We start from the raw sequence: 25501 nt of genomic DNA on the forward strand, positions 1-25501 counted from the left end.
GCCCCAGGGCTGGCTAGCCCAGTTTCGACTTCAGCAGCGCATTGACCTGCGCCGGGTTGGCCTTGCCCTGGCTGGCCTTCATGACCTGGCCGACCAGCGCGTTGAAGGCCTTGTCCTTGCCGGCGCGGTATTCGGCGATGTTCTTCTCGTTGGTCGCGAGCACCTGGTCGATGATCTTTTCCAGTGCGCCCGAATCGCTCATCTGCTTCAGGCCCTTGGCCTCGATGATTGCGTCGACCTCCAGGCCTTCGCCGGTCCAGAGGGCGTCGAACACCTGCCGCGCCGCATTGTTCGAGATCGTGCCGTCGCCGATGCGCGCGACCAGCCCGGCCAATTGCGGCGCCGTCACCGGGGCCTCGGTGATCGCGATGTCCTGCTGGTTCAGGCGCCGGGCGATCTCGCCGGTGATCCAGTTGCTCGCCAGCTTGGCGTTGGCACCGGCGGCCACCGCACCTTGGAAGTAGGCGGCCAGGGCCGGGCTCTGGGTGAGCTGGGCGGCGTCGTAGTCCGACAGCCCATGCTCGCGCACGTAGCGCTCGGCCATCGCGCGCGGCAGCTCGGGCATTTCGGCGCGCACGCGCTCGATCCAGTCGGCGGCGATCGCCAGCGGCGGCAGGTCGGGGTCGGGGAAGTAGCGGTAGTCGGCGGCGTCTTCCTTGGTGCGCATCGCGCGGGTCTCGCCCGTGTCGGGGTCGAACAGCACCGTGGCCTGCTGGATCGTGCGGCCGTCCTCGATCTCCTCGATCTGCCAGCGGATCTCGTAGTCGATCGCCTGCTGCATGAACTTGAAGCTGTTCAGGTTCTTGATCTCGCGCCGGGTGCCGAGCTTGTCGCCGGGCCTGCGCACCGAGACGTTGGCGTCGCAGCGGAAGCTGCCTTCCTGCATGTTGCCGTCGCAGATGCCGATCCAGGTGACGATCTTGTGCAGCTCGCGCGCATAGGCCACGGCCTCGGCGGTGGAGCGCATGTCGGGCTCGGTCACGATCTCGAGCAGCGGCGTGCCGGCGCGGTTCAGGTCGATGCCCGACTGGCCGACGAAGTCCTCGTGCAGCGACTTGCCGGCGTCCTCTTCGAGGTGCGCGCGCACCAGGCGCACGGTCTTGGGCTCGTCGCCGACGAAGAAACTCACCGAGCCGCCCTGCACCACGGGGATCTCGAACTGGCTGATCTGGTAGCCCTTGGGCAGGTCGGGGTAGAAGTAGTTCTTGCGCGCGAACACGCTGCGCGGCGCGATCGTCGAGCCGAGCGCGAGGCCGAGCTTGATGGCGCGCTCGACCGCGCCCTTGTTCATCACCGGCAGGGTGCCCGGCAGCGCCAGGTCGACCGCGCAGGCCTGGGTGTTGGGCTCGGCGCCGAAGGCGGTCGAGGCACGGCTGAAGATCTTCGAGGCGGTCGAGAGCTGGGCGTGGGTCTCGAAGCCGATCACGACTTCGTAGCCCCGGACCAGCGGGCCGGTCGGCCGCCCGGCCTGCAGTTGTTCGGTGGTGCTTTGTTGCTGCTGGGTCATGTCAGTAGCCTCCCGGGGTGCGGAGGTGCCAGTCGGTGGCCTGCTGGAAGGCGTGTGCCGCGTTCAGCAGCTTCGCCTCGGCGAAGTAGTTGCCGATCAGCTGGAGGCCGACCGGCAGGCCGCCGTCGAAGCCGGCCGGCACGCTCATGCCGGGCAGGCCGGCGAGCGAGCCGGGCAGGGTGAAGATGTCGGCCAGGTAGTCGGCCACCGGATCGCCGCCGTGCTCGCCGAGCTTCCAGGCCACGCTGGGCGCGGCCGGGCCGGCAATGACGTCGCACTGCGTGAAGGCCTGCTGGAAGTCGTCGGCGATCATGCGGCGCACCTTCTGCGCCTGCAGGTAGTAGGCGTCGTAGTAGCCGTGCGAGAGCACGTAGGTGCCGATCATGATGCGGCGCTTGACCTCGTCGCCGAAGCCCTCTTCGCGGGTCTGGGCATACATGTCGGCCAGGTCGCGGTAGTTCTTGGCCCGGTGGCCGAACTTGACGCCGTCGAATCGGCTCAGGTTGCTCGAGGCCTCGGCCGCCGCGATGATGTAGTACACGGGGATCGACAGTTCGGTGCGCGGCAGCGTGATCTCGACGCGGCGGGCGCCGAGCTTCTCGTATTCGGCCAGCGCGGCATCGACCGCGGCGCGCACGCCCGGCGCCACGCCTTCGCCGAAGAACTCTTTCGGCACGCCGATGCGCAGGCCGTCGAGCGAGCCCGCGAGCTGGCGCGAGAAGTCTTCCGCCGGGCGGGCCAGCGAGGTCGAGTCGCGCTCGGGGTCCGGCCCGCACATGGCCGACAGCAGCAGGGCGCAGTCCTCGGCCGAACGGGCCATCGGGCCGGCCTGGTCGAGGCTGGACGCGAACGCGACCATGCCGTAGCGCGAGGCCCGGCCGTAGGTCGGCTTGATGCCGGTGACGCCGCAGAACGAGGCCGGCTGGCGGATCGAGCCGCCGGTGTCGGTGCCGGTGGCGCCCGGTGCCAGCCTTGCGGCCACGGCCACGGCGCTGCCGCCCGAGGAGCCGCCGGGAATGCGGCCGGTGTCCCAGGGGTTGCGCACCGGCACCGCGTGGTCGAAACCGATGGCCGGCACGGCGACGTTCTCGTTGGCCGAGCCCATCGCGAACTCGTCGCAGCTGAGCTTGCCCAGCGTCACGGCACCGGCCTCGCCCAGCTTGCGCACCACGGTGGCGTCGAAGGGCGAGCGGTAACCGGCCAGCATGCGCGAGCCGGCGGTGGTCGGCAGGTCGGCGGTGACGAAGATGTCCTTGTGGGCGATCGGCACGCCTTCGAGGGGCGCGGCCGAGCCGGCGGCGATGCGGTCGTCGGCGGCTCGGGCCTGGGACAGCGTCAGCTGTTCGTCGATCGCGACGAAGGCGCCGAGATCCTGGTGGGCGCGGATCCGCGACAGGTGGTGGTGGGCGGCCTCGACCGCCGAGACCTTGCGCTCGCGCAGGGCCGCGGCCAGCCCGGCCACGCCCATCTGGTGGATTTCGGCGCTCATTCGATCACCTTCGGGACCAGGAACAGCCCGTTTTCGACCGCCGGCGCGCTGCGCTGGTTGGCTTCGCGGTTGTCGGGCTCGGTCACCACGTCCTCGGCCAGGCGAAGCGTGATGTCTTCGATCGTGGCGACCGGATGGGCCAGGGGCTCGACGCCGGTGGTGTCGACCGCGCGCATGCGCTCGACCAGGTCGAAGAAGCCGTTGATCTGGCCGCGCATCCGCTCGCTTTCGTCGGGGGCCAGTTGGAGCCGCGCCAGCGAGGCGATGCGGGCGATATCTGTGGAGGTGAGGGACATCGAAAATTGGCGTTTCCGGACCGGATCGAGGTACTTTCGCACCCCGCAAAAGGGCTCGGAAACGCGGAGCTGTCAGGGGATTCGGTTATTATCCCGCCTTTGCCGCAACCCCCGCGAACGCGCCGGCTTTTGCCGCAAAAACCTTTCAAACCACCCGTCACACGACCAAAAATAAGGCGACGGCCTGCCGACGCGCATGCCGTGCCCCAGAGGATTCCACAATGTTTGGAGCTTTTCGTCGGTATTTTTCTACCGACCTGGCGATCGACCTCGGCACCGCCAACACCCTGATCTTCGCCCGCAACAAGGGCATCGTGCTCGACGAACCCTCGGTCGTCGCGATCCGCCACGAAGGCGGCCCGCACGGCAAGAAGGTGATCCAGGCCGTGGGTCGCGAGGCCAAGGCGATGCTCGGCAAGGTGCCCGGCAACATCGAAGCCATCCGGCCGATGAAGGACGGCGTGATCGCCGATTTCGTCATCACCGAGCAGATGATCAAGCAGTTCATCAAGATGGTGCACCCGCGCTCGCTGCTCACGCCGAGCCCGCGGATCATCATCTGCGTGCCCTGCGGCTCGACCCAGGTCGAGCGCCGCGCCATCAAGGACGCGGCTGAAGCCGCCGGCGCCACCTCGGTCTATCTCATCGAAGAACCGATGGCCGCCGCGATCGGCGCCGGCCTGCCGGTCTCCGAAGCCAGCGGCTCGATGGTGGTCGACATCGGCGGCGGCACCACCGAAGTCGGCGTGATCTCGCTCGGCGGCATGGTCTACAAGGGCAGCGTCCGGGTCGGCGGCGACCGCTTCGACGAGGCCATCATCAACTACATCCGCCGCAACTACGGCATGCTGATCGGCGAGCCGACGGCCGAAGTCATCAAGAAGAACATCGGTTCGGCCTTCCCGGGCTCCGAAGTCAAGGAGATGGAAGTCAAGGGCCGCAACCTGAGCGAAGGCGTGCCGCGCAGCTTCACGATCAGCAGCAACGAAGTGCTCGAAGCCCTGACCGATCCGCTCAACAACATCGTGTCCGCGGTCAAGAACGCGCTCGAGCAGACGCCGCCCGAACTGGGCGCCGACATCGCCGAGCGCGGCATGATGCTGACCGGCGGCGGTGCGCTGCTGCGCGACCTCGACCGCCTGCTGGCCGAGGAAACCGGCCTGCCGGTGCTGGTGGCCGAAGACCCGCTGACCTGCGTGGTGCGCGGCTGCGGCATCGCCCTCGAGCGGATGGACCGACTGGGAAGCATCTTCACCAGCGAGTGAAGGCCCGGCGGAGCCGGATCCGCCACCACACCTTTCCACCCCTACAAACAGCGCAGCTCTCGTGGCATAACGCGTCATGCCGCTCGGCACTCTGGACCGCACCGCTCCGCCCCTCTTCAACCAGGGGCCGTCGGCGCTGAGCAAACTGATCTTCTTCAGCGCGCTGGCGCTGTTCCTGATGGTGGCCGACGCCCGCTTTCACCTCGTGCAGCCGATCCGGCTGGCGATCGGCACGGTGCTGTACCCGGTGCAGTGGCTGGCACTCAAGCCGGTGCAGCTGGTGGTCGGCGGAGGACGCTACCTCGAAGACCTGCAGACCGCGCAGGGCAACGAGGCCGAGGCCCGCAAGGCGCTCGCGCTGCAGTCCGAGCGCGCCAGCCAGGCCGACACGCTGGCCCAGGAAAACGCCCGGCTGCGCTCGCTGCTCGAGCTGCGCCAGATGACGCAGACGCCGGGCCGGGCGGCCGAGGTGCTGTATGACGCCGCCGACCCCTACACCCGCAAGCTGGTGATCGACCAGGGCCTCATGAACGGCATCGCGGCCGGCTCGCCGGTGATCGACGAGCACGGCGTGCTGGGCCAGGTGACGCAGGTGCAGCCGTTCTCCAGCGAAATCACCCTGGTGATCGACCGCGATCTCGCGATCCCGGTCCAGAACGTGCGTACTGGTGCGCGCAGCGTCGCCTTCGGCGATGCCAGCGCCCACGGCGGCGGCCTCGAACTGCGCTTCATGCAGGCCAATTCGGATGTCCAGGAAGGCGACGTGCTGACCACCAGCGGCGTCGACGGGGTCTACCCGCCGGGCCTGCCGGTGGCCCGGATCGACCGCATCGAGCGCCGCGCCGATTCGGCCTTCGCCCGCATCCATTGCGAGCCATTGGCCAAGGTCACGGCCGCGCGCTACGTGCTGGTGCTGGCGCCCACGGGGGCCCAGTCGGTGCCGAAGCCCACGCCGGCCAACACGCCCTCGGCGGTCGCCGCCAAGAAGAAGGCCGACAAGGCCGACGCCAAGGCCGATGCCAAGGCGGACGCCAAGGCCGCCAAGAAGGCCGACAAGAAGGAAGCAGGTCCGCGATGATCATGCGCCCCGGCCAGCAGCAGCTCTTGCTGCCCGTCAGCCCGCTGTTCATGTGGACCAGCCTGGTCGTCGCGCTGCTGGTCAACATGGTGCCGATCGGCCGAGCCGCCTGGACACCCGACCTGCTGGCGCTGGTGATCGTCTTCTGGAGCGTGCACCAGCCGGCGCGCATCGGCATCGGCGCGGCCTTCGTGTTCGGCCTGCTGATGGACGTGCACCAGGCCGCCATGCTCGGGCAGCATGCGCTGTCCTACACCACGCTGGGCTTCCTGGCGACCATGATCCACCGCCGCCTGTTGTGGTTCCCGCTGGTCTCGCAGGCCCTCCAGGTGCTGCCGCTGTTCGCGCTGTCGCACCTGATCGAGCTCGCAATCCGGATGATCGGCGGCGGCGCCTTCCCCGGCTGGTCGCTGCTGGTGGCACCGGCGCTGGAAGCGGCCCTGTGGCCGCTGGTCAGCCTGGTTCTTTTGGCGCCGCAGCGCCGGACGCCGGAACCTGACGCCAACAGACCACTCTGACAGCCTGCCCGCCGCCGTTCCGCAGCCCATTGCCTGCGGCCGATCGGCGGCCTAAGCTCCAGTTCCCAAATGACCGAGATCCGCAACGTTGCCGCCGACCTCTCCCGCTTCCGGCGGCGGGTGTTCGTGATCGGCGCGGTCGTGCTGGTCTGCTTCGGGCTGCTCTGCGCGCGGCTGGGCTACCTCCAGGTGGTGCGCCACGAGGACCTCGCCGAGCAGGCCGAAAGCAACCGCACCGCGATCGTCCCGGTGGTGCCGAATCGCGGCCTCATCCTCGACCGCAACGGCATCACGCTGGCATCCAACTATTCGGCCTACACGCTCGAGATCACGCCGTCCAAGGCCGGCAACCTCGAGGACACGATCGACGCCCTGACCGAGGTGCTCGAGATCTCGCCGCGCGACCGGCGGCGCTTCAAGCGGCTGCGCGAAGACTCGCGCAGCTTCGACTCGGTTCCGATCCGCACCCGCCTGAGCGACGAGGAGGTGGCCCGCTTCGCCGCCCAGCGCTACCGCTTCCCCGGCGTCGAAATCAAGGCCCGGCTGTTCCGCAACTACCCCCATGGCGAACTCGCGAGCCACGTGCTCGGCTACATCGGCCGCATCAACCAGGCCGAGAAGACGGCCATGGAAGACTGGGAAGACGAGGACCTCGCCAACTACAAGGGCACCGAGTACATCGGCAAGCTCGGCATCGAGCAGAGCTATGAGAAGACGCTGCACGGCCAGACCGGCGTCGAGCAGATGGAAACCTCGGCCGGCGGCCGCGCGGTGCGCCGGCTGGCCGCCCATCCGGCGACGCCCGGCAACACGGTCATGCTGTCGCTCGACATCAAGCTGCAGAAGCTGGTCGAGGACATGTACGGCGAGCGCCGCGGCGCGCTGGTCGCCTTCGATCCCAAGACCGGCGAGATCCTGGCCTTCGTGAGCAAGCCGACCTTCGATCCCAACCTGTTCGTCGAGGGCATCGACGTCGAGAGCTGGAAGGAACTCAGCGAATCGCTCGACAAGCCGCTGCTCAACCGGGCGCTGCGCGGCACCTACCCGCCGGGCTCGACCTACAAGCCCTTCATGGCGCTGGCGGCGCTGCAGACCGGCAAGCGCGGCCCCAGCGTGCTGGTCAACGACCCCGGCTACTTCAATTTCGGCGGCCACCGCTTCGGCAGCCCCGAGGGCAACATCGGCAATGTCGACATGCGCCGCTCGATCCAGCTGTCGAGCAACATCTACTACTACTCGCTGGCCAACGAGATGGGCGTCGACCTGATCCACGACGCGATGAAGCCGCTGGGCTTCGGCCAGATCACCGGCATCGACATCGGCGGCGAGGTGCGCGGCGTGCTGCCGAGCACCGAGTGGAAGCGCAATGCCTACCGCCGGCCCGAGCAGCGCAAGTGGTATGCGGGCGAGACCATTTCGCTCGGCATCGGCCAGGGCTACAACGCGTTCACGATGCTGCAGCTGGCGCAGGCCACGGCGATCGTGGCCGACGGCGGCATCAAGCACAAGCCGCACCTGGTGCTCGGCATCCGCGACACCGTCACGGGCGAGGTCAAGCCGGTCGAGCAGCCGCCGGCCATCAACCTCGGCTACCGGCCGGCCGACATCGCCGTGGTCCGGGAGGGCCTGACCGCGGTCGTCACCGGCGGCACCGCGCGCGGCGTGTTCGCCGGCGCCGCCTACCAGGCGGCCGGCAAGACCGGCACCGCCCAGGCCGTGACGCAGGCGCAGAACACCAAGTACAACGCCAAGGCGCTCGAAGAGCACCAGCGCGACCACGCCTTGTTCATGGCCTTCGCGCCGGTCAACGACCCGAAGATCGCGGTCGCCCTGATCGTCGAGAACGCCGGCTGGGGCGCCGGCGCCGCGGCCCCGATCGCGCGCCGGGTGTTCGACTACTGGCTCATGAACCAGTACCCGAGCGAGGCCGACATGGCGGCGATCCAGGTCGGCAAGGCGACGGCGCCGATCGGCAAGCCGAGGGTCGCGAGCGAAGTCGCCTGGCCGCCCGCCGGCAGCGCCACCCAGGCCACGGCCGCTCCCTGAACCGTCAGCGCAGGAAGGCGTCGTACGCCGTTTTCAGGATCAGCGCGGCGACGACGCCGATGAAGACCTTGCGCACGAAGGTGGCGCCATGCTTGATGGCGACCCGGGCCCCGACCACGCTGCCGGCCACGTTGGCCACCGCCATCGTCAGCCCCAGCTGCCACAGCACGTGGCCCTTGAGCCCGAGCAGCAGCAGCGCCCCCAGGTTGGTCATGACGTTGAGCAGCTTGGCCGAGCCGGCCGCGTTGAGGAAGTCGTAGCCCAGCCAGCGAACGAACAGGAAGACGAAGAAGCTGCCGGTGCCGGGCCCGAAGAAGCCGTCGTAGACGCCGAGCAGGGCGCCGATGGTGGCGGTGGCGAGCAGTTCGGCGCGGCCGCTGAAGCGCGGCGAATGGTGCACGCCCATGTCCTTGCGCGCCAGCGTGTAGACGAGCAGCGCGACCAGGATCAGCGGCAGCAGCTTGCGCAGGAACTCGCCCGGCACCACCGTCACCGCCCAAGCCCCGGCCAGCGAGCCCGCGAAGGCCAGCACCCCGGCCGGCAGCAGGTTGCGCCAACGCAGGCCGACCCGGCGGTGGAACTGCGCAGCGGCCGCGGCCGTGCCCCAGACCGAGGCGCTCTTGTTGGTGCCCAGCAGCGTGGCAGGGGCGGTGCCCGGCAGCACGCTGAACAGCGCCGGCACCAGGATGAGGCCGCCGCCGCCGACGATGGAATCGATGAAACCCGCGAACAGCGAGGCGAGGGTCAGCACCAGAGTTTCCATGCGGGCGGGATTGTCTCATTCCGGGTTGCTATTCATTTGATAGCGCGCCCTCGGCGCCCCCGCTTGACGATCGCCCAAAGAAAAGGCGCCGACCAGCGGCGCCTTGTCAAAAAAACGGCATCTCGTGCGGATGCCTTGTGTGATCTTTTTCTGGTTCTCCGAAAGATTGTCTCCTCGGTCCCCCGCGCTGCGGGCTGGCCCGTTTGCGAGTACCGATACTTTAATTCGGCGCACCTTGGCAGTGCATCGGGGATTACCCGCCAACAGAAACTAATTGATACACCGCCAAGTCACACCGCGGCTTCGCGGACCCAGCCGGCGGCCTTCTCGGCCATCATCAATGTCGGGCTGTTGGTGTTGCCGCTGGTGATGGTCGGCATGGCGCCGGCGTCGACCACCCGCAGCCCCTGGATGCCGCGCACCCGCAGGCGCGAATCCAGCACCGCCATCGGGTCGCCGTCGGCGCCCATCCGGGTGGTGCCCACCGGATGGAAGATGGTGGTCGCGATGTCGCCGGCCAGCCGCGCCAGCTCCTCGTCGCTCTGGTATTGCACCCCTGGCTTCCATTCCTCGGGCGCGTATCTGGCGAGCGCGGGCTGGGCCGCGATGCGGCGCGTGACGCGCAGCGAATCGGCCGCCACCTTGCGGTCCTCGTCGGTGCTCAGGTAGTTGGGCGCGATCGCCGGTGCGTCGCTGAACTTGCCGCTCTTGATGCGCACCGTGCCGCGGCTGGTCGGGTTCAGGTTGCAGACGCTGGCGGTGAAGGCCGGGAAGCTGTGCAGCGGCTCGCCGAAGGCATCGAGCGACAGCGGCTGCACGTGGTACTCGAGGTTCGGCCATTCGTGCTCGGGGGAACTGCGCGTGAAGGCACCAAGCTGCGACGGCGCCATGCTCATCGGGCCGCTGCGCTTGAACAGGTATTCCATGCCGATCTTCGCCTTGCCATAGAGCGAGGAGGCCAGCACGTTGAGGGTCGGCGCGTCCTTGATCTTGTAGACCGCGCGGATCTGCAGGTGGTCCTGCAGGTTGGCGCCGACGCCCGGCAGGTCGGCGACCACCTCGATGCCATGCTGGCGCAGCAGGTCGGCCGGGCCGATGCCCGAGAGCTGCAGCAGCTGCGGCGAGCCGATGCTGCCGGCGCACAGCAGCACTTCGCGCGTGGCGTGCGCCGTGACCATCTCGTGGCCGTCCCAGACCTGCACGCCGGTGCAGCGCCGGCTGCCGTCGGCCTGGGTCTCGACGATCAGCTTCGTCACGTGGGCATTGACCCACATCTCGAAGTTGGGCCGGCCGTAGCAGGTCGGCCGCAGGAAGGCCTTGGCCGTGTTCCAGCGCCAGCCGTCCTTCTGGTTGACCTGGAAGTAGCCCACGCCCTCGTTGCTGCCGCGGTTGAAGTCGCTGCTGTGCGGGATGCCGGCCTCCTGCGCGGCCTGCGCGAAGGCGTCGAGGATGTCCCAGCGCAGGCGCTGCTTCTCGACCCGCCATTCGCCGCCGGCGCCATGCATCTCGTCGGCGCCGAGGTAGTAGTCCTCGTGTTGCCTGAAGGCCGGCAGCACGTTGTTCCAGCGCCAGGTGTCGTCGCCGGTGAGCGCGGCCCAGTTCTCGTAGTCGCGCGACTGGCCGCGCATGTAGATCATGCCGTTGATGCTCGAGCAGCCGCCCAGCGTCTTGCCGCGCGGGTAGCGCAAGGTGCGGCCGTTCAGTCCGGCATCGGGCTCGGTGCTGTAGAGCCAGTCGGTGCGCGGATTGCCGATGCAGTAGAGGTAGCCCACCGGGATGTGGATCCAGTGGTAGTCGTCCTTGCGGCCGGCCTCGATCAGCAGGGTGCGCTGCTGCTTGCTGCGGGTCAGGCGGTTGCACATCAGCGCGCCGGCGGTGCCGCCGCCGATCACGATGTAGTCGAAGGTCGTATCGCTCATTCGGGTCTTGCTTGTCTCTTGTCGTTATGGGGATGCGGCCACCGCCCGCGGCGGTGCGCGGCCTACTTCGCGGTCGGCATCACGAACTCGGCCCCCTTGCCGATGCTCTCCGGCCAGCGCTGCATGATCGACTTCTGCTTGGTGTAGAAGCGCACGCCTTCTTCGCCGTAGGCGTGCATGTCGCCGAACAGGCTCTTCTTCCAGCCGCCGAAGCCGTGCCAGGCCATCGGCACCGGGATCGGCACGTTGATGCCCACCATGCCGACCTGGATGCGCCGGCTGAACTCGCGCGCCACGTTGCCGTCGCGCGTGAAGCACGAGACGCCGTTGCCGAACTCGTGGGCGTTGATCAGGTCCACCGCCTCCTTGAGGTCGTGCACCCGCACGCAGGAGAGCACCGGGCCGAAGATCTCTTCCTTGTAGATCCGCATCTCGGGCGTGACGTGGTCGAACAGCGTGCCGCCCATCCAGAAGCCCTCGCCGCAGCCTTCGCCGGCGACGCTGGCGTCGAAGCCGCGCCCGTCCACCACCAGCTTGGCGCCTTCCTTCTCACCCTGGGCGATGTAGCCCGTGATGCGCTCGTGCGCCGCGCGGGTGACGATCGGGCCCATCTCGGCGTCGAGGTTCGTACCGTTGAGCACCTTGAGCGTCTTCGCGCGCTCGGTCAGCAGCGGCATCACGCGATCGGCCACGTCGCCCACCAGCACCGCCACCGAGATCGCCATGCAGCGCTCGCCGGCCGAGCCGTAGCCCGAGCCGATGAGGGCGTCGACCGTCTGCTCGATGTCGGCGTCGGGCATCACGACCATGTGGTTCTTGGCGCCGCCCAGGGCCTGCACGCGCTTGCCGTGGCGGGCGCCCGTCTCGTAGATGTGGTTGGCGATCGGGGTCGAGCCGACGAAGCTGACGGCCTTGACGTCGGGGTGCTCCAGCAGCGCGTCGACCGCCTCCTTGTCGCCTTGCACGACGTTGAAGACGCCGTCGGGCAGCCCGGCCTCCTTGAGCAGCTCGGCCATGCGCAGCGAGGGGCTCGGGTCGATCGGGCTGGGCTTCAACACGAAGGTGTTGCCGGCCGCGATGGCCACCGGGAACATCCACATCGGCACCATCACCGGGAAGTTGAAGGGCGTGATGCCGGCCACCACGCCGAGCGGCTGGCGCAGGGTCCAGTTGTCGATGCCGGTCGAGACCTGGTCGGTGAAGTCGCCCTTGAGCAGCTGCGGGATGCCGCAGGCGAACTCGACGATGTCGATGCCGCGGGTCACCTCGCCCTGGGCGTCGGTGAAGACCTTGCCGTGCTCGGCCGTGATCAGGTGGGCCAGCTCGTCCTTGTGCTTGTTGAGCAGCTCGAGGAACTTGAACATCACGCGGGCGCGGCGGATCGGCGGCGTGTCGGCCCAGGCCGGGAAGGCGGCCTGGGCGGCGGCCACCGCGGCATCGACGTCGGCGCGGTTGGCCAGCGCGACGCTGCCGGTGGCGGCGCCGGTCGCGGGGTTGAAGACATCCTGGGTGCGCGAGGATCGGGGGGCCGCGATGCGGCCGCCGACGAAATGGTGGATCGGGGTCTTGCTCATCTGCATGGCGTTCTCCTGCCGGCGCCGCCGGCGAGTGGGGGAAGAAAAATCGGAATCGGCGGCCATCCGGCCCAGCCGCCGATTGTGGCAAAGCGCCGGGGGTTGCGCGAAACGCCTACGCGCGGGGGCGGAAATCCGGAGCTTGGGCGCAGACGCACCCGGTTACGATGCTGCGTTCTTCCGTTCGCTCTACGCCTGCCGCCGCCCTCATGCCGACCGATTCGCCGATGCCCGCCGAAGCGCAAGAAGCGCAGGGCACGCAGCCGCGCGTCGACGAACGCGAGCAGGCGGGCGGGCGCTGGGCCGTCGCCAGCGGCCGCTGGACCGTGCTGGCGATGTCGTCGATGCCGGCCTGGACCACGCTGTCGGACAGTCTCAAGGGCGTCCCGGCCCAGCAGGGCCGGCCCTGGGACCTGCGGCCGATCGAGCAGCTCGACCACATCGGCGCCCAGCTGCTGTGGAACCACTGGGGCCAGGCCTGGCCGGCGCGGCTCGAAATGGATTCGCAGCACAAGGCGGTGCTGGACCAGGTCGCGCTCTACACCTGCAGCCCGCCGGTCGAACCCACGGTGACCTTCGCCGAGCGCTTCAGGCACTTCGCCCACAACGGGACGCGCATGATGTTCGTGGCGCGCGATTTCCTCGGCCTCATCGGCCAGCTGGTGCTCGACGTCGGCAAGCTGCTGCGGGCGCCGCTGCGCGGACCGTGGCGCGACTTCTCGGGCCAGATCTACCAGTTCGGCACCACGGCGCTGCCGATCACCGCGCTGGTCGGCCTGCTGATCGGGGTGGTGCTGGCCTACCTGACCTCGCAGCAATTGCGCCAGTACGGCGCCGAGACCTTCATCGTCAACATCCTCGGCCTGTCGCTGATCCGCGAGCTCGGTCCGGTGCTGGCGGCGGTGCTGATCGCCGGCCGCTCCGGCTCGGCCATCACGGCGCAGATCGGCGTCATGCGGGTCACCGAGGAACTCGACGCGATGCGCGTGATGGGCATCCCGCACGGTTTCCGGCTGGTGATGCCGCGGGTGCTGGCGCTGGCCATCACGATGCCGCTGATCAGCATGTGGACCTCGATGGCGGCGCTGTTCGGCGGCATGATCGCAGCCGACCTGTCGCTCGACATCTCGCCGGCCTACTTCCTGTCGGCGCTGCCGCGCGCGGTGCCGATGTCCAACCTGTACCTCGCGTTGTCCAAGTCGGCGGTGTTCGGCATCCTGATCGCGCTGATCGGCTGCTATTTCGGCATGAAGGTGAAACCCAACACCGAGAGCCTGGGCCGCGGCACCACGTCCTCGGTGGTGACCTCGATCACGGTGGTGATCCTGGTCGACGCGCTGTTCGCGGTGCTGTTCAAGGGCGTGGGGCTGCGCTGATGACCTTCGCGATTCCACCCGGCGCCGAGCGCGTGGTCGAGATCCGCAAGCTCTGGACCGTGTTCAGGTCGCCCGACGGCGACCAGGTCGTACACCGCGACCTCGACCTGACGATCGTGCGCGGCGAGGTGCTGTCGCTGGTCGGCGGGTCCGGCACCGGCAAGACGGTGCTGCTGCGCCAGATCCTCGGGCTCGAGCATCCGACCAAGGGCGAGGTCACCGTGCTCGGCCATGCGCCCGCGCGGCTCAGCGCGATGGGCGCCGCCAATGTCGGCATGCTGTTCCAGCACGGCGCGCTGTTCTCGGCCTTCAGCGTGCTCGACAACATCGCCTTCCCGCTGCGCGAACTCAAGCTGCTGCCCGACGACCTGATCCGCGACGCCGCGCTGGTCAAGCTGCAGATGGTCGGGCTGAGTCCTCAGCAGGCCACCAAGAGCCCGTCCGACCTGTCGGGCGGCATGATCAAGCGGGTGGCGCTGGCGCGCGCACTGATCATGGACCCGCCCCTGCTGCTGCTCGACGAGCCGACCGCCGGGCTCGACCCGGAGAGCGCCGACGGCTTCTGCGACCTGCTGCGCGGACTGCACCGCGAGCTTGGCCTCACGGTGGTGATGATCACGCACGACCTCGACACCCTGTTCGACCTCAGCAGCCGGATCGCGGTGCTGGCCGACCAGAAGGTGATCGTCTCCGGGACCACCCGCGACGTGATCGCCTATCCGCATCCGTTCATCCACGAGTACTTCCTCGGTGGCCGCGGCCAGCGCGCCATGGAAGCACTGCACGAAGGGGCGGCCAGCCGGCCGGTCCCGCTGTCTGAAAGGTAGCCGCCATGGAAAACAAGTCACATGCCATCGCCGCCGGGGCCTTCGTGCTCGGCCTGGTCGCCGTGCTCGTCGCGCTGGTGGTCTGGCTCACGCGCGACGACACGGTGCGCAACGTGTATGAACTGTCCACCCGCGACGCGGTGAGTGGCCTGCAGCCGCAGGCGATGGTGCGCTACCGCGGCATCGCGGTCGGCCGGGTCAGCTCGATCGACTTCGACCCCAAGGTCAAGGGCAACGTGCGGGTGCGCATCTCGGTCGACGAGCGGGTGCCGCTCACCACCTCGACCTTCGCGACGCTGAGCTACCAGGGCGTCACCGGGCTGGCCTTCATCGCGCTCGACGACAAGGGCGAATCGCAGGTCTCGCTGCAGCCCGACAACGCCAATCCGCCGCGCATCCCGCTCAAGCCCTCGCTGCTGGCCCAGTTGCAGGACCGTGGCGAGGTCATCCTCGGCCGCGTCGAGGAGGTCACCAAGAAGGTCAACCTGCTGCTCGGCGACGACAACCAGCACCGCATCGCCGACGCGCTCGAGAACATCGCCGCCGCCGCGACCAGCGCCAACCAGCTCACGAAGTCGCTCGACAACACGGTCAAGACCGGGCTCAATCCGGCGCTCAAGGCGCTGCCGCCACTGGTCGACCGTACCCGCGACACCATGGTCGCGGTCAAGGGCGCGGCCACCGACATCTCGCGGGTCGCCAACAACTTCAACGCGACCGCGACCCGCCTGAATGCCAAGGACGGCCCGATCGAGCGCCTCGGCGACGGCACCAAGTCGCTGGCCCTGGCCGTCGATTCGTTCAACAACGCGACCCTGCCGCGGGTGAACCGGGTCGCCGACGACACCTCGCGCGCGGTGCGCCGGCTCGGCCGCGCCGCCGACGGCATCAGCGACAACCCGCAATCGCTGCTGTTCGGCAACGGCGGCGTGGTCGCCGGCCCGGGCGAGCCCGGCTTTTCGGCGCCGGCGGCGTCCGCCAGTCCGTGAAGGCCCCTTCCATGACGTCCATGACCCTGAAGAAGAACTCCCTGGCCGGCCTCGTGGCGGCGATCTGCCTGGCCGGCTGCGGCGCGCTGCCCGACAAGCCCGCGCGCGCCGCCCTCTACGACTTCGGACCCGGCCTGGCGGCACCGGCCGCGCCGCCGGCGAGCGCCACCGGCTCGGCGCCGCGCGCCCTGCCGATGATCGCGCTGGCCGAGGTCGATGCCAATTCGCGGCTCGACGGCACCCAGCTGCTGTACCGCCTGGGCTACGCCGACTCGAACGAACTGCGACCCTACGGCCAGTCGCGCTGGAGCCAGCCGCCGGCGCAACTGCTGCGCCAGCGGCTGCGCGAGGGGCTGTCGGCCGGCCACACGGTGCTCGGCCCCGAGGAGAGCGCCACCATCGCCCGCACCGAAGGCCGCCTGCCCGATTCCCTGCGCGTGACGCTCGAGGAGTTCAGCCAGTACTTCGAGTCGCCCGAGCGCAGCGTCGGGCTGGTCCGCGTGAGCGCCACCCTGACCCGCAGCCAGCCCGGCGGCGACCGGGTGCTGGCCCAGCGCAGCTTCACCGCCCGCAAGCCGGCCCCGACCGCCGACGGTCCCGGCGGCGTCAAGGCGCTGGCCGCGGCCAGCGATGCGGTGGTGGCCGAGCTGGTGGCCTGGGTCGACCAGGCCCGCTGAAATCCGAGCCGTCGGCGGCCGCATGCGCATCGGCGTGATCTCCGACACCCACGGGCTGCTGCGGCCCGAGGCGCTGGCCTTCCTGCAGGGCAGCGACCGGATCGTGCACGGCGGCGACATCGGCGATCCGCGCATCCTCGACGTCCTGGCGGCGATCGCACCGCTGACCGTGGTGCGCGGCAACAACGACGGCGCCGCCTGGGCCGATGGCGTGCCGGAGACGGCGCTGCTGGAAGTGGGCGGCCTGCGGCTGTTGGCGATCCATGATCTGGCGCTGTTGCGCATCGATCCTGTGGCCGACGGCATCCAGGTCGTGGTCAGCGGCCATTCGCACCGCCCGCTGGCCGAGCAGCGCGGCCCGGTGCTCTACCTCAATCCGGGCAGCGCCGGTCCGCGCCGCTTCAAGCTGCCGATCTCGGTCGCCGAACTCCGGATCGAGGGCGGAACGATCACGCCGCGGCTGGTCTCGCTGTAGCGCTTCAGGCCGCGCGGTGCAGCACGGGGAAGAGGGTGCCCAGTCCGTCGGCCATCACCTCGACCGCCAGCGCCGCGAGGATCAGGCCCATCAGCCGTGTCATCACGTTGATGCCGGTCTTGCCGAGCACCCGCGCGATCGGCTCGGCCAGCGAGAAGGTGACGCCGGTCGCCAGGCCGATCACCACGCCGTAGCCGACCAGGATCGCCAGCTCCCAGACATGCTGCGTGCGGTCGGCGAAGATGACCACCGTCGACATCGTGGCCGGGCCGGTCAGGAGCGGGATGGTCAGCGGCACGACCGCGATCGAGGCGCCGAGCGAGGCCTTGACCTCGGTGGCGCGGATCTCGTCCTTGTTGGTCTTGGACTCCGCCGGCTCGGCGTTGAGCATCGACAGCGAGCTGATCAGGAGCAGCATGCCGCCGCCGACCTGGAAGCTCGCGATCGAGATGCCGAAGAACGACAGCAGCTGCAGCCCCAGCAGCGCGCTGACCGCGATCACGACGAAGGCGCTGAAGGCCGACACCCAGGCCGTGCGCTTGCGCTGGAGGTCGGTGCAGCCCTGGGTGTAGTGGATGAAGAAAGGAACGATCGCCAGCGGGTTCACGATGGCCAGCAGCGTGATCAGCGGCTTGATCATGTCCATCGCGGGCGTGGCCATCAGCGACCACCCGTGACGTCGAGGGCGGTGCCCGTCACATAGCTGGCCTCGGGCGACAGCAGCCAGACGATGGCGTTCGCCACCTCGTCGGCGCTGCCGGTGCGCTTCATGGGCACGGTGGCGGCGAGCTGGAAGGCGCGGTCGGGCAGGCCGCCCGAGGCGTGGATCTCGGTGTCGATCAGGCCCGGGCGCACCGCGTTGACCCGGATGCCCTCGCCGGCCACCTCCTTGGCCAGCCCGACCGTGAAGCTCTCGATGGCTCCCTTGCTGGCGGCGTAGTCCACGTACTGCCCCGGCGAGCCGAGCCGCGCGGCCGCGCTCGAGAGGTTGACGATCACGCCGCCGCTGCCGCCGTGCTGGGTGCTCATGCGCCGCACCGCCTCGCGGGCGCAGACGAAGCTGCCGATCACGTTGATGCGCAGCATGCGCTCGAGCCGCGCCACGCTCATCTGGTCGACCCGGGCCTGCATGTCGACCACGCCGGCGTTGTTGACCAGCGCCGTCAGGCGGCCCAGCTTGGCGTCGACCTTCTCGAACATGGCGATCACCTGGTCCTCGTCGCCGACGTCGGCCTGGACCGTGATCGCGGTGCCGCCGGCGGCGCGAATGCTGCGCACCACCTCGTCCGCGGCCAGCGAGTTGCTGGCATAGTTGACCGCCACGGCCCAGCCGCGGCGCGCGGCCTGCAGCGCGGTCGCCGCGCCGATGCCCCGGCTGGCGCCGGTGATCAGGAGTACCTGGTCCAAAACCCACCTCCTGCACGGAAGCCGTGCGTCAGTTAAAACCGTCTGCGTCGGATTACATCATCGAGGAGACGCTCTTGAGCCGCACCATCGACTACTACTTCACGCCGCACAGCCCCTGGACCTACCTCGGGCACGCGCGCTTCGCCGCCATCGTCAAGGCCGCCGGCGCCGCCGTGCGCGTCCGGCCGATCGACTTCGGCTCCGTGTTCCCGGTCTCGGGCGGCTTGCCGCTCGGCAAGCGGGCGCCGCAGCGGCAGGCCTACCGGCTGGTCGACCTGGCGCGCTTCTCGAAGCACCTCGACATCGAGCTCAACCCCAAGCCCAAGTTCTTCCCGGTGGCCAGCGACGACGCCGCCCGCCTCATCATCGCCACCGACCTGCACGACGGCACCGAGCGGGCCATGTCGCTGTGCGGCGCGGTGTTCGCCGCGGTCTGGGTCCAGGAGCGCAACATCGCCGATCCGAAGGTGCTGGAGGCGCTGGCGGCAGAATGCGGTCTCGACGCCCGCCGGGTCGACCAGGCGCAGAGCCAGGCGGTGCAGGAGCGCTACGAGGAGTACACGCAGGAAGCGATCGACTGCAAGGTCTTCGGCGCCCCCAGCTACGTCATCGACGGCGAGATCTTCTGGGGCCAGGACCGGCTCGATTTCGTCGAACGCGCATTGAAACAACAACCAACCTCTCAAGGAGCATGACCATGGGTCAATTCATCGATCTCACCGCCAAAGACGGCTTCACCTTTCCCGCCTACGTCGCCGAGCCGGCGGGCAAGCCCAAGGGCGCGGTGGTGGTCGTCCAGGAGATCTTCGGCGTCAATTCGCACATCCGCTCGGTGGCTGACGGCTACGCGGCCGAGGGCTACCTGGCGGTCGCGCCGGCCACCTTCCACCGCGTGAAGCAGGGCGTCGAGCTGGGCTACACCGAGGACGACATGAAGAACGGCTTCGGCCTCAAGACCGCGGTCGAGGCGCTGCCGGCACCGGGCGTGCTGCAGGACCTGCAGGCGGCGGTCGACTATGCGTCGAAGGCCGGCAAGGTCGGCATCGTCGGCTACTGCTGGGGCGGGCTGCTGACCTGGCGCGCGGCGGCCGAGGTGTCGGGCCTGTCGGCGGCGGCCCCCTACTACGGCGGCGGCATGACCAGCCCGGAGGAAACGGCGCGCAAGCCCAAGGTGCCGGTGCTGGCCCACTTCGGCAACAACGACCACTGGATTCCGCTCGACACCATCGACGCCTTCAAGAAGGCGCATCCGGAGGTCGAGGTGCATGTCTACGAATGCGGCCACGGCTTCAACTGCGACCAGCGAGGTTCCTACGATGCGGGGGCCGCCAAGCTCGCCCGGGAGCGCACGCTGGCCTTCTTCGCCAAGCACCTCGGCTGAGCGGCGCGCGGGCCGTGGCCGGCGGGCGCCTTCGCTTCGCACCGCTCGCCCTGGCGGCGGCGCTGCTGGCACCTTGCGCAGGGGCGGCCGACTACGCCGGCCCGCTGTTCGACACCCACCTGCACTACAACCAGGAAGCCTGGGACGGCCACGCCGGGCCCTATCCGCCGGCCGAAGCGCTGGCCCGGATGCAGCGCAACGGCGTCAAGGCGATCGTCGCCAACTCACGCCCCAACGCCGGCACCCAGACGCTCGCGGCCGCCCGCGAGACGCGCGCCGCCGGCGTGACGGTGGTGCCCTTCGTGCGGCTCTACCGCAACCGCGACGACTACGACAACTGGTTCCGCGACGACAGCATCTACGAGATGGTGCAGGCCGAGCTGGCCCGCGGCACGGCGAGCGGACCCTACCGTGGGCTGGGCGAATTCCATCTCTACGACAGCGCCAACGCCAACGGGCCGGTGGCCCGCAAGCTGATCGCGCTGGCCGAGCAGCGGCAGTTGGCGGTGCTGGCGCACGTCGACGACGTGGCGATCGACCTGCTGATGGCCAACGCGCCGTCCCGGGGCCGGTCGCTGCGCCTGATCTGGGCCCACACCGGCATCGGCGGACCGCCGATCGCGCGCGTCCAGGCGCTGCTCGAGCGCTATCCGCTGCTGATGGGCGAGCTGTCGTACCGGCCGGGCCTCACCTGCGACGGCGGCACGCTGTGCCCCGAATGGCGGGCGCTGATCCTGAAGTACCCGGAGCGCTTCCTGGTCGGTTCCGACACCTGGGTCAACCAGCGCTGGAGCGCCTACGACGAGATCATGCGCGGCTATCGCACCTGGCTCGGCGACCTGCCGCCCGAAGTCGCGCAGCGCATCGCCTGGGGCAATGCGGCGGGGCTGTTCGGAATCAAGTGACCGGTTCGGGGTCCCGCACCCGGGCCTCGAGGAAATCCAGCAGCGCCCGCAGCGCGGCGCTGTTGTGGCGGCGCTGCGAATAGGCCGCGTACAGCCAGAGATCGCGCGGCATGAAATCCTTCAGCACCGGCACCAGCGCGCCACGCTCGATGTGCGACTGCGCCATCATGACCGGCACGCAGATGGCGCCGAGGCCGGCGAGCGCGACGCCGATCAGAGGCGCGGCGTCGTTGGCGTCCATCCGGCTGGTCACCGGCACGCTGTAGGGCTGGCCGTCGACCTCGAACGGCAGCTGCGGCCCGCCGGCGGCCAGCGAGTAGGTCAGGACATCGTGCCGGCGCATGTCGTCGGGCTTCTTCGGCATGCCGCGGCGGGCCCAGTAGCCCGGTGTGGCACACAGCGCCAGGTCCATCAGGCGCAGCCGGCGGACGATCACGTTCTCGTCGCGGATGCGGCCCAGCCGCAAGGCGATGTCGACGCCTTCCTCCACCAGGTCGATCACCCGGTTGCTCAGGTGCAGGCTCACGTGCACGTCGGGGTAGGTGACCATGAACTCGCCGATCAGTCCCGAAAAGCTGCTGCTGCCCAGCCCGTGCGGCGCCGTCACCCGCAGCCGGCCGCGCGGGTGGCCAGCGTGGCCCTGCAGCTCGGACTCGGTGCGCTCGATCATTTCGAGCAGGGGCTTGCTGCGCTCCAGCAGCAGGTGGCCGGCATCGGTCAGGCTGACCGAGCGCGTCGAGCGATTCAGCAGCCGGACACCGAAGCGGGTTTCCAGCTGCGCCACGTACTTGCTGGCGTTGGCCTTGGACATCCCGAGCGACGTGGCGGCGCGCGAGAAGCTGCCGCGCAAGGCGACCTCACGAAAGGTTTTGAGCAGTTCGAGACCGTCCATGGCACTCCATTGTTTCGATTTGATGAACACCTTGATTCGATTTCATAGGGTTTATACCTATCAATCCGAGGCAAACTCTATCCCACTGAGCCAAGGCTCCCCTCACTCCATGAAAGACATCGAAATGAAGACCTCGAAGATCATCGCCGCCGCCGCCCTGTCGATCCTGGCCGCCGCCGCTGCCCAGGCCGAAACCTACCAAGGCGTGCAAGCCCCGGTGTCGGCCAACAGCCGTGCCGAGGTGAATGCCCAGGCCGTGGTCGCCGCCCGCAGCGAAAACCCGTACGCCGACGGCGTGTCCTCGCGCGTCGCCCCGGCGCTGACCGCATCGGCCGACCGCGCCGTGATCCGCTCGCAAGCCGTCGCTACCGCGCACGAGCCGAACCAGAACCTGGACCGCAAGGCCTTCGTGAACAGCGTGGTGCCGTCGCAATACAACATCACCCGCCCGGTGACGCAGCAAGCCGGCCTCTGATCCGATTCTTGTCTTGCCAAGGGCCGGCCGCGCGAAAGTGCGGGCCGGCTTTTTCCTTGGATGTCGTGGGAGGCGTCATTGTTTCGAATAAGGAAACTCGGTGTCTCTTTTCCTGGTGTTTTCCCCTAGGGATTCGCCTGGACACTATCCCGCACAGGCCAGCGACAGCGAGCCTGGTTTGAAGACAAATCCGACGAACTCCAAGGAACTTGAAATGAAGACCTCCCGCATCCTCGCCGCTGCCGCCCTGTCCTTCCTCGCCGCCGCAGGCGCACACGCCGAAGCCTACCAAGGCGTCCACACCGGCGCTTCGGCCAAGAGCCGCGACGAAGTCAGCGCCGAAGCCGCCCGCACCGCGGCCGCTCCGAACCAGAACGTGGTGCGCGGCTCGCGCGGCGCCGAAGCGTTCAACTCGGTCGCCAACCCGGAAGCCGTGCGCGCCCAGGCCGTTGCCACCGCCAACGCACCCGACCAGAACGTGAGCGCCGGCTCGCGCGTCAACAGCCGCGTGATCTCGACCATGAACAAGACGGCCGAGCCGCGCGTTCAAGCGGGGAAGTAAGTACTCCCCCAGGTTGGCTCACTGCGTGTAGCCGCCCACCCCCTCGCCGGGGGCAACACCAGCGGCCCGGCGAAGCCGGTTCCGCGGTGTTTCACCAACTAAGCCCGGGCTTCGCCGGGCTTTTTTGTTTTCGGCGGCAGCTCTTTTCTTATCGGGTTCTTGCCAGGTAGCGCTTGCGCCAGAAGATCAGGACCAACGCGATCGCGATGGCGCCCATCGAGCCCATCGCGATCCAGAAGCCGTCGGCCTTGTGCACCAGGGGGATGAACTCGAAGTTCATGCCGAAGATGCCGGCGATCAGGTTGAGCGGCAGGAAGACGGCGGTCAGCACGGTCAGGACCCGCATGATGTCGTTGGCGCGATGGCCCTGGACGCTGAAATGCATCTGGACCGCGGTCTCGGCGTTCTGCTCCAGGCGCCGCACGTGGTGGACCACGCGCTCGATGTGCTCGAGCACGTCGCGGCTGCGCACCATGATCAGCTCGCGTTCGCGCTGCTCGCCGGCGCCGGCAGGCGCCGGCAGGGTCTCGAGCGAGTCGATCCAGTCCTGTATGGCCGCCCGCTGGTCCTCGCAGATCTCGTCCAGGTGGTAGAGCGATTGGCGTGAATCCATCAGCGCGCTCCAGTTGGTGAAGCGGCTGTGCGGGTCGATCAGTTCGGCCTGCCAGTGGTCGAGCTGGCGGGTCAGTTCGCGTCGCAGGTCGAGGTAGGCGTCGACGATCTGGTTGATCACCCGCAGCATCAGGTCGGCCGGCCCCGAAGGGAGGCGCGCCGAGACGGCGCGGACATCGAGCGCCGGGACCGCGCCGCGGCCGTCCGGTACCGCCGCGGCCAGCAGCTTGGCGGCGAAGGTGTCGCGCACGGAGCCGTCCTCGGGGTGCACCGACAGCAGCACCCGGTCGAACACCGCGAAGCCCACCGGCCGCGTGTCGACCCGGCGCAGCACCGGCGGACCGCCCCGCGGGGAGGGGTCGGCCTGGGGTGCCGGCTCCTTGCCGTTGGCGGCCGCCAGCCGGCGGAACACAAGCAAGTCGTACTGCGAGGTGTAGTCGAAGCGCGAGGGCAGCTGGTCGTTCAGCAGGTCACTCACGTGCAGGTCGAGCAGCAGGGTGCCGCACAGCGACTGCAGCACCTCCTGCACCTGCGGCAGCGAGGCCTGGAACTCCTCGCGCGTCAGCGACAGCCACAGGTAGCCGCGCTCGCAGGCGCCGGGCGCGGCCATCGGGGCCAGGGCGTCGTGCTCGGTGACCTGGGTGCCGTCGATCTTGAAGATGCGCATGAAAGCGGCCGGTCTCAGGACTGCTTGAGCAGCCTGGCAGCGTCCAGCGCGAAATAAGTGAGGACGCCGTCGGCGCCGGCGCGCTTGAAGGCCAGCAGGCTTTCGAGCATCACCGCGTCATGGTCCAGCCAGCCATTCTGCGCCGCCGCCTTCAGCATCGCGTACTCGCCGCTGACCTGGTAGGCGAAGGTCGGCACGCGAAACTCGTCCTTCACCCGGCGCACGATGTCCAGGTAGGGCATGCCGGGCTTCACCATCACCATGTCAGCGCCTTCGGCGATGTCGATCGCGACCTCGCGCAGCGCTTCGTCGCTGTTGCCAGGGTCCATCTGGTAGACCTTCTTGTTGCTCTTGCCGAGGTTGGCGGCCGAGCCGACGGCGTCGCGGAACGGGCCGTAGAAGGCGCTCGCGAACTTGGCGCTGTAGGCCATGATCCGCGTGTGGACGTCGCCGCGCGCCTCGAGCGCGGTTCGGATCGCGCCGATCCGGCCGTCCATCATGTCGCTCGGCGCCACGATGTCGACGCCGGCGCGCGATTGCGCGAGCGCCTGCTTGACCAGCACTTCGACGGTCGGGTCGTTGAGGATGTAGCCGCTGTCGTCGAGCAGCCCGTCCTGGCCGTGGCTGGTGTAGGGGTCCAGCGCCACGTCGGTCATCACGCCCAGTTCCGGAAAGCGCGACTTGATCGCGGCGACGACGCGCGGGATCAGGCCATCGGGATTGAAGGCCTCGTCGCCGGCCGGTGTCTTGAGCCGGGCGTCGATCACCGGGAACAGGGCCATGACCGGAATCCCGAGTGCCACGCACTGCTCGGCGACCGGCAGCAGCAGGTCGAGGCTCAGGCGCTCGACGCCCGGCATCGAGGCGACCGGGTCGCGCCGCTTCTCACCCTCCTGGACGAAGACCGGATAGATCAGGTCATGGGAAGAGAGCGAATGCTCACGCACCAGGTTGCGCGTGAAGTCGTCCCGGCGGAGTCGGCGGGGGCGACCAGCGGGGAAAGGGGCAAGGAGGGTCATGGCGAAAATTGTGCCCCAAGAGCGTGCCGCTGCCGGATGAGGGCGCGTTGGAGGGGGCTGCTGTCTGTTTCTGTTTATAACCAGTCAAGAACGAGTCTGTTTGTACTAAGGATTTCAGCCATAAGTTCAAAAAAATGGCAAACCTTGCTTGATAGGTTGTTTTGCCTTTGTTAAATTCTGTCTTGGGCGGCTTGCTGCCCCCCGCTTTTCCTCCCTGAGCGGGTGCCTTGATGTGTGACAGCAAAAGGGCTTCCCAAGCCCGACGTTTTGACGTCGGGCTTTTTTTTGCGCGTCCGCCAGCGGACGGCCGCGACCGCGCGGCGAAACGCGACCACCTAAACTGCCGCCATGCTCTGGGTCAAATCGCTGCACATCGTCTTCATCGCCAGCTGGTTCGCCGGGCTGTTCTACCTGCCGCGCATCTTCGTCAACCTGGCGCTGGTGGCGCCCGAATCGGTCGCCGAGCGCAGCCGCCTGCTGCTGATGGCGCGCAAGCTGTTTCGCTTCACCACCTTGCTGGCGCTGCCCGCGCTCGCCTTCGGCCTCTGGCTCTGGCTTGGCTACGGCATCGGGCGCGGACCGGGCAACGGATGGATGCATGCCAAGCTGGCCCTGGTGGTCTTGGTGCTCGGCTACCACCACGGCTGCGGCGTGCTGCTGCGCCGCTTCGTCGCCGGCACCGATCGTCGCAGCCACCGCTTCTACCGCTGGTTCAACGAACTGCCGGTGCTGCTGCTGCTGGCGATCGTGATCCTGGTGGTCGTCAAGCCGTTCTGAGTGCG

The 25501-nt window shown here is 68.8% G+C and carries 26 protein-coding genes; 15 read left to right on the forward strand and 11 right to left on the reverse strand.

Annotated elements, in window-relative coordinates:
* Window positions 1-13: 13 nt before the first annotated feature.
* The 3 genes from gatB to gatC are packed head-to-tail and all read right to left on the reverse strand — an operon-like array spanning window position 14 to window position 3292.
* Window positions 14-1507, reverse strand: coding sequence for an Asp-tRNA(Asn)/Glu-tRNA(Gln) amidotransferase subunit GatB (gene gatB, locus AC1DF3_RS04130; RefSeq protein WP_478138908.1), 1494 nt, complete (start codon window positions 1505-1507; stop codon window positions 14-16).
* 1 nt (window position 1508) lies between these two features.
* Complete coding sequence (gatA, locus tag AC1DF3_RS04135) at window positions 1509-2996, reverse strand: Asp-tRNA(Asn)/Glu-tRNA(Gln) amidotransferase subunit GatA (protein WP_478138909.1); 1488 nt, start codon at window positions 2994-2996, stop codon at window positions 1509-1511.
* Window positions 2993-3292 (reverse strand): Asp-tRNA(Asn)/Glu-tRNA(Gln) amidotransferase subunit GatC, encoded by a 300-nt coding sequence (gene gatC, locus AC1DF3_RS04140; RefSeq protein ID WP_286535022.1) that lies wholly within the window; start codon window positions 3290-3292, stop codon window positions 2993-2995. The genes gatA and gatC overlap by 4 nt, the downstream gene beginning before the upstream one ends.
* 221 nt (window positions 3293-3513) lie before the next feature.
* Here gatC and AC1DF3_RS04145 point away from each other — a divergent pair, with 221 nt between their 5' ends.
* From AC1DF3_RS04145 to mrdA, 4 genes are all read left to right on the forward strand, one after another.
* The gene (locus AC1DF3_RS04145; RefSeq protein ID WP_077002382.1) at window positions 3514-4557 is read left to right on the forward strand and encodes a rod shape-determining protein; all 1044 of its coding nucleotides are present in this window, start codon (window positions 3514-3516) and stop codon (window positions 4555-4557) included.
* Between the two features lie 76 nt (window positions 4558-4633).
* Complete coding sequence (mreC, locus tag AC1DF3_RS04150) at window positions 4634-5635, forward strand: rod shape-determining protein MreC (protein ID WP_286535021.1); 1002 nt, start codon at window positions 4634-4636, stop codon at window positions 5633-5635.
* Complete coding sequence (mreD, locus tag AC1DF3_RS04155; RefSeq protein ID WP_286508399.1) at window positions 5632-6153, forward strand: rod shape-determining protein MreD; 522 nt, start codon at window positions 5632-5634, stop codon at window positions 6151-6153. The genes mreC and mreD overlap by 4 nt, the downstream gene beginning before the upstream one ends.
* 69 nt (window positions 6154-6222) lie before the next feature.
* On the forward strand, window positions 6223-8199 hold the full coding sequence (gene mrdA, locus AC1DF3_RS04160) for a penicillin-binding protein 2 (protein WP_478138910.1): 1977 nt from the start codon (window positions 6223-6225) through the stop codon (window positions 8197-8199).
* Window positions 8200-8203: 4 nt separating this feature from the next.
* Here mrdA and AC1DF3_RS04165 read toward each other — a convergent pair whose 3' ends face one another.
* From AC1DF3_RS04165 to AC1DF3_RS04175, 3 genes are all read right to left on the reverse strand, one after another.
* A complete protein-coding gene (locus AC1DF3_RS04165; RefSeq protein ID WP_286535018.1) occupies window positions 8204-8962 on the reverse strand; it encodes a sulfite exporter TauE/SafE family protein in 759 nt (252 codons plus the stop codon).
* A gap of 290 nt (window positions 8963-9252) precedes the next feature.
* Window positions 9253-10881 carry a GMC family oxidoreductase gene (locus tag AC1DF3_RS04170; RefSeq protein WP_301816228.1) on the reverse strand — a complete coding sequence of 543 codons (1629 nt, stop codon included), beginning with the start codon at window positions 10879-10881 and terminating at the stop codon, window positions 9253-9255.
* A gap of 62 nt (window positions 10882-10943) precedes the next feature.
* Window positions 10944-12461, reverse strand: coding sequence for a CoA-acylating methylmalonate-semialdehyde dehydrogenase (locus tag AC1DF3_RS04175; RefSeq protein WP_478138911.1), 1518 nt, complete (start codon window positions 12459-12461; stop codon window positions 10944-10946).
* A gap of 203 nt (window positions 12462-12664) precedes the next feature.
* Between AC1DF3_RS04175 and AC1DF3_RS04180 the strand changes: the two genes are divergently transcribed.
* The 5 genes from AC1DF3_RS04180 to AC1DF3_RS04200 are packed head-to-tail and all read left to right on the forward strand — an operon-like array spanning window position 12665 to window position 16799.
* Window positions 12665-13831 carry an MlaE family ABC transporter permease gene (locus AC1DF3_RS04180; protein ID WP_286521842.1) on the forward strand — a complete coding sequence of 389 codons (1167 nt, stop codon included), beginning with the start codon at window positions 12665-12667 and terminating at the stop codon, window positions 13829-13831.
* Window positions 13831-14658: an ABC transporter ATP-binding protein gene (locus AC1DF3_RS04185; protein ID WP_478138912.1), complete on the forward strand. Its 828-nt coding sequence runs from the start codon at window positions 13831-13833 to the stop codon at window positions 14656-14658. Before AC1DF3_RS04180 ends, AC1DF3_RS04185 begins: the two co-directional genes overlap by 1 nt.
* A 5-nt stretch (window positions 14659-14663) precedes the next feature.
* Complete coding sequence (locus AC1DF3_RS04190; protein ID WP_478138913.1) at window positions 14664-15647, forward strand: MlaD family protein; 984 nt, start codon at window positions 14664-14666, stop codon at window positions 15645-15647.
* An 11-nt stretch (window positions 15648-15658) separates the two neighbouring features.
* The gene (locus AC1DF3_RS04195; protein WP_478138914.1) at window positions 15659-16324 is read left to right on the forward strand and encodes an ABC-type transport auxiliary lipoprotein family protein; all 666 of its coding nucleotides are present in this window, start codon (window positions 15659-15661) and stop codon (window positions 16322-16324) included.
* Between the two features lie 22 nt (window positions 16325-16346).
* Window positions 16347-16799, forward strand: a complete 453-nt coding sequence (locus AC1DF3_RS04200; protein WP_478138915.1) for a metallophosphoesterase family protein — start codon at window positions 16347-16349, stop codon at window positions 16797-16799.
* 4 nt (window positions 16800-16803) lie between these two features.
* On the opposite strand, the gene AC1DF3_RS04205 is transcribed toward AC1DF3_RS04200, so the two are convergent.
* Together AC1DF3_RS04205 and AC1DF3_RS04210 are read right to left on the reverse strand one after the other, a co-directional pair.
* The gene (locus tag AC1DF3_RS04205) at window positions 16804-17460 is read right to left on the reverse strand and encodes a MarC family protein (protein ID WP_436411671.1); all 657 of its coding nucleotides are present in this window, start codon (window positions 17458-17460) and stop codon (window positions 16804-16806) included.
* Entirely contained in the window at window positions 17460-18206 is a 747-nt protein-coding gene (locus AC1DF3_RS04210; RefSeq protein WP_478138916.1) for an SDR family oxidoreductase, read from the reverse strand. The genes AC1DF3_RS04205 and AC1DF3_RS04210 overlap by 1 nt, the downstream gene beginning before the upstream one ends.
* Window positions 18207-18280: 74 nt before the next feature.
* Between AC1DF3_RS04210 and AC1DF3_RS04215 the strand changes: the two genes are divergently transcribed.
* Genes AC1DF3_RS04215 through AC1DF3_RS04225 form a run of 3 tightly spaced genes read left to right on the forward strand, consistent with a single transcriptional unit; the run spans window position 18281 to window position 20492 of the window.
* Window positions 18281-18901 carry a 2-hydroxychromene-2-carboxylate isomerase gene (locus AC1DF3_RS04215; protein WP_286535011.1) on the forward strand — a complete coding sequence of 207 codons (621 nt, stop codon included), beginning with the start codon at window positions 18281-18283 and terminating at the stop codon, window positions 18899-18901.
* 2 nt (window positions 18902-18903) lie between these two features.
* Entirely contained in the window at window positions 18904-19587 is a 684-nt protein-coding gene (locus AC1DF3_RS04220; protein WP_286535010.1) for a dienelactone hydrolase family protein, read from the forward strand.
* 14 nt (window positions 19588-19601) lie between these two features.
* Window positions 19602-20492 carry an amidohydrolase family protein gene (locus tag AC1DF3_RS04225; RefSeq protein WP_478138917.1) on the forward strand — a complete coding sequence of 297 codons (891 nt, stop codon included), beginning with the start codon at window positions 19602-19604 and terminating at the stop codon, window positions 20490-20492.
* Here AC1DF3_RS04225 and AC1DF3_RS04230 read toward each other — a convergent pair.
* Window positions 20485-21384: a LysR family transcriptional regulator gene (locus AC1DF3_RS04230; RefSeq protein ID WP_286521850.1), complete on the reverse strand. Its 900-nt coding sequence runs from the start codon at window positions 21382-21384 to the stop codon at window positions 20485-20487. The genes AC1DF3_RS04225 and AC1DF3_RS04230 overlap by 8 nt on opposite strands.
* A 109-nt stretch (window positions 21385-21493) precedes the next feature.
* Between AC1DF3_RS04230 and AC1DF3_RS04235 the strand changes: the two genes are divergently transcribed.
* Window positions 21494-21859, forward strand: a complete 366-nt coding sequence (locus AC1DF3_RS04235; protein ID WP_353506719.1) for an alpha/beta hydrolase — start codon at window positions 21494-21496, stop codon at window positions 21857-21859.
* A 214-nt stretch (window positions 21860-22073) separates the two neighbouring features.
* Window positions 22074-22421, forward strand: a complete 348-nt coding sequence (locus tag AC1DF3_RS04240; protein ID WP_286535009.1) for a DUF4148 domain-containing protein — start codon at window positions 22074-22076, stop codon at window positions 22419-22421.
* A 148-nt stretch (window positions 22422-22569) separates the two neighbouring features.
* Here the strand turns inward: AC1DF3_RS04240 and AC1DF3_RS04245 are convergent, their stop codons facing one another.
* Together AC1DF3_RS04245 and hemB are read right to left on the reverse strand one after the other, a co-directional pair.
* Entirely contained in the window at window positions 22570-23700 is a 1131-nt protein-coding gene (locus tag AC1DF3_RS04245) for a magnesium transporter CorA family protein (protein WP_301816221.1), read from the reverse strand.
* Between the two features lie 14 nt (window positions 23701-23714).
* Window positions 23715-24719: a porphobilinogen synthase gene (hemB, locus tag AC1DF3_RS04250; RefSeq protein ID WP_478138918.1), complete on the reverse strand. Its 1005-nt coding sequence runs from the start codon at window positions 24717-24719 to the stop codon at window positions 23715-23717.
* A 348-nt stretch (window positions 24720-25067) separates the two neighbouring features.
* Between hemB and AC1DF3_RS04255 the strand changes: the two genes are divergently transcribed.
* On the forward strand, window positions 25068-25496 hold the full coding sequence (locus AC1DF3_RS04255) for a CopD family protein (RefSeq protein WP_286535005.1): 429 nt from the start codon (window positions 25068-25070) through the stop codon (window positions 25494-25496).
* The last annotated feature ends 5 nt before the right edge of the window (window positions 25497-25501 follow it).

The organism is Variovorax sp. 10N432, from assembly GCF_056394465.1.

Coding starts and splice junctions, on each gene's coding strand:
- mreC (WP_286535021.1), top strand. CDS start 4,634: ATGCCGCTCGGCACTCTGGACCGCACCGCTCCGCCCCTCTTCAACCAG.
- hemB (WP_478138918.1), bottom strand. CDS start 24,719: ATGACCCTCCTTGCCCCTTTCCCCGCTGGTCGCCCCCGCCGACTCCGC.
- AC1DF3_RS04180 (WP_286521842.1), top strand. CDS start 12,665: ATGCCGACCGATTCGCCGATGCCCGCCGAAGCGCAAGAAGCGCAGGGC.
- mreD (WP_286508399.1), top strand. CDS start 5,632: ATGATCATGCGCCCCGGCCAGCAGCAGCTCTTGCTGCCCGTCAGCCCG.
- AC1DF3_RS04255 (WP_286535005.1), top strand. CDS start 25,068: ATGCTCTGGGTCAAATCGCTGCACATCGTCTTCATCGCCAGCTGGTTC.
- AC1DF3_RS04240 (WP_286535009.1), top strand. CDS start 22,074: ATGAAGACCTCCCGCATCCTCGCCGCTGCCGCCCTGTCCTTCCTCGCC.
- AC1DF3_RS04230 (WP_286521850.1), bottom strand. CDS start 21,384: ATGGACGGTCTCGAACTGCTCAAAACCTTTCGTGAGGTCGCCTTGCGC.
- AC1DF3_RS04165 (WP_286535018.1), bottom strand. CDS start 8,962: ATGGAAACTCTGGTGCTGACCCTCGCCTCGCTGTTCGCGGGTTTCATC.
- gatC (WP_286535022.1), bottom strand. CDS start 3,292: ATGTCCCTCACCTCCACAGATATCGCCCGCATCGCCTCGCTGGCGCGG.
- AC1DF3_RS04220 (WP_286535010.1), top strand. CDS start 18,904: ATGGGTCAATTCATCGATCTCACCGCCAAAGACGGCTTCACCTTTCCC.
- gatB (WP_478138908.1), bottom strand. CDS start 1,507: ATGACCCAGCAGCAACAAAGCACCACCGAACAACTGCAGGCCGGGCGG.
- AC1DF3_RS04175 (WP_478138911.1), bottom strand. CDS start 12,461: ATGCAGATGAGCAAGACCCCGATCCACCATTTCGTCGGCGGCCGCATC.
- AC1DF3_RS04185 (WP_478138912.1), top strand. CDS start 13,831: ATGACCTTCGCGATTCCACCCGGCGCCGAGCGCGTGGTCGAGATCCGC.
- AC1DF3_RS04170 (WP_301816228.1), bottom strand. CDS start 10,881: ATGAGCGATACGACCTTCGACTACATCGTGATCGGCGGCGGCACCGCC.
- AC1DF3_RS04205 (WP_436411671.1), bottom strand. CDS start 17,460: ATGGCCACGCCCGCGATGGACATGATCAAGCCGCTGATCACGCTGCTG.
- AC1DF3_RS04190 (WP_478138913.1), top strand. CDS start 14,664: ATGGAAAACAAGTCACATGCCATCGCCGCCGGGGCCTTCGTGCTCGGC.
- AC1DF3_RS04245 (WP_301816221.1), bottom strand. CDS start 23,700: ATGCGCATCTTCAAGATCGACGGCACCCAGGTCACCGAGCACGACGCC.
- mrdA (WP_478138910.1), top strand. CDS start 6,223: ATGACCGAGATCCGCAACGTTGCCGCCGACCTCTCCCGCTTCCGGCGG.
- AC1DF3_RS04145 (WP_077002382.1), top strand. CDS start 3,514: ATGTTTGGAGCTTTTCGTCGGTATTTTTCTACCGACCTGGCGATCGAC.
- AC1DF3_RS04235 (WP_353506719.1), top strand. CDS start 21,494: ATGAAAGACATCGAAATGAAGACCTCGAAGATCATCGCCGCCGCCGCC.
- gatA (WP_478138909.1), bottom strand. CDS start 2,996: ATGAGCGCCGAAATCCACCAGATGGGCGTGGCCGGGCTGGCCGCGGCC.
- AC1DF3_RS04200 (WP_478138915.1), top strand. CDS start 16,347: ATGCGCATCGGCGTGATCTCCGACACCCACGGGCTGCTGCGGCCCGAG.
- AC1DF3_RS04195 (WP_478138914.1), top strand. CDS start 15,659: ATGACGTCCATGACCCTGAAGAAGAACTCCCTGGCCGGCCTCGTGGCG.